The sequence below is a fragment of the Actinomyces sp. HMSC08A09 genome (assembly GCF_001807465.1).
Classification (GTDB): domain Bacteria; phylum Actinomycetota; class Actinomycetes; order Actinomycetales; family Actinomycetaceae; genus Actinomyces; species Actinomyces oris.
In genome coordinates this window covers 34,534-36,598 of sequence record NZ_KV789111.1, presented here as the reverse complement: position 1 = coordinate 36,598, position 2,065 = coordinate 34,534, and the positions used below count along the sequence as shown (strand labels likewise).

Annotated in this window: 1 protein-coding gene and 1 pseudogene; both read right to left on the bottom strand. The window is 67.3% G+C overall.

All coding sequences use genetic code 11. From position 1 onward, the window contains the following. Positions 1-287 (bottom strand): annotated as a pseudogene (locus HMPREF3165_RS13725) (alpha/beta hydrolase); the annotation flags it as partial. 181 nt (positions 288-468) lie between these two features. Further along, positions 469-2,065 (bottom strand): alpha/beta hydrolase (locus HMPREF3165_RS05245; RefSeq protein WP_070511357.1); only part of this gene is annotated, 1,597 nt, incomplete at its 5' end.

Genomic DNA, 2,065 nt, shown 5'->3' with positions numbered 1-2,065 from the left:
GCGCACTGAAAACCGGTCTTCTCAGCCGACTTCTCCATCCCGCCGGTGCCCACACAGTCGTACCACTCGACCTTCTGACCATAGAAGGACTCCAGCCCCTGGGGAACCGCCGCCTTGGAAGAGGCTGCCGGAGCCGGCCCTGCGGCGGGCAGCGCAGCAGCGGGGACCGCACCGGCCCCCACCCCCAGACACACACCCGCCACCGCCGCCAGCACCCCAGCAGACACCCGACGGCGCCCCGGGCCGACTCGTCGCGGACCAGACAATTCATTCACGCTATTTTTCATAACCGTTATATTACAAACAGTAAACGGACGTGTCCGCGTCATGAGCAGGCATCTGAGAGAAGAAAAGAACCGTGGTTGGGGCGCCTGCCTCCGGCTCCCCAACCACGGTGATGCGTACCCGCAACTCTCCCTGACGATCCTCAGCGGGACTCCGGTCGGAGGGCGGCGGTTCCTCGAGGGCTCACTGCTTGCCGTGGCACGTCAGTCCCTTCTTAGGCATGGTGCCGGTGAGCAGGTAGGTGTCGACCGCCTGGGTGACGCAGGGGCCGTGCCCGGAGTTGGTGTAGGCCGCGTGCCCGTTGCCCTCCCAGGTGAGGAGCTGACCGGAGTCCAGCTGGTCTGCCAGCGCCTCCGCCCACTCGTACGGAGTGGCCGGGTCGCCGGTCGTCCCGATCACGAGGATCGGCGCGGCCCCCTTGGCGTGGAGCGCCTTGGACGGCTGGGTGCCGGTGTGCCCCCAGGCCTGGCAGCCGAGGTCGCCGGCCTCCGTGACGGTTGCGAAGCGGGGGGCGATCCTCTCCAGCTCCTTGCTCTGCGCCGTCCAGGTGGCCATGTTGCCCTCGACCCGGTAGTCCAGACAGTTGATGCCGATGTTCGCTCCGGTGTTGACCTGGGGCTGCGCGGCGATCTCGTCCGCCATGGCCCTGAAAGTTGAGGCGTCGTGCTGGTTGATGACCTGCCCCAGGGCCTCACTGACGGCGCTCCATGAGCTCTCCGGGAAATAGAGCATGAACCCCACAATCCGCTTCATCTCCTCACCCGTCACCGGACGATTCGGATCCGATGAGGGCACGGGCGACTGGTTGGCCGAGGTGAAGACGTCTCCGATCTGCTGGACGCCCGCGTCAGTGTCACCGGTCAGGGGGCAGCTCTGTCCCGACTGGCACCAGGCGACATAGTTGCGCAGCGCCCGTTCGAAGCCGCGGGCCTGCCCCTGCCTGCGTTCGCTGTAGCTCAGGCTGGGGTCCAGGGCGCCGTCGAGGACCAGCCGCCCAGTATTGGCGGGGAAGAGCTCGGCGTAGGTGGCCCCCAGGTAGGTGCCGTAGGAGAAGCCCGCGTAGTTGAGCTTCTGGTCGCCGGACAGCGCCCGCAGAATATCGAGATCCCGGGCCACTGAGACGGTGTCCACATGGTCGAGCAGCTCGGTCGGCTTGGTGCGGGAGGCACAGTCGGCCTCCAGCTGCTTGAAGCGTTCGGACATGACGGTGGCCCGCTTCTCGAATGCTACGGGGGCGCCTGCAGCATCGACTGGAGAGACTCCCTCCATCGCCTTCGCCTCCGCTTCGGTGCTGCAGGTGATGGCAGTGGAGGAGCCGATGCCGCGGGGATCGAAGCCGATGATGTCATAGGCTCTCTGCACACCGGCGAAGGTCGTCGTCGCCGTCGCGCCGACGCTGTCCACCCCGGACGCACCGGGGCCGCCGGGGTTGACGAAGAGGGTGCCCTGGCGCGTTGAGCCGGTGGCCAGGTGCTTCTTCATCGCGATCTCAATGGTCTGGCCACCCGGCTGGGAGTAGTCCAGCGGCACGGCGACCTTGGCGCACTGAAAACCGGTCTTCTCGGCCGACCTCTCCACTCCGGCAGCGGCCACGCAGTCGTACCACTCGACCTTCTGACCATAGAAGGACTCCAGCCCCTGGGGAACCGCCGCCTTGGACGACGCAGCCACAGCCACAGCCGGCCCTGCGGCGGGCAACGCAGCAGCAGGAACCGCACCGGCCCCCACCCCCAAGCACACTCCCGCCACAGCCGCCAGCACCCCAGCAGACACCCGACGG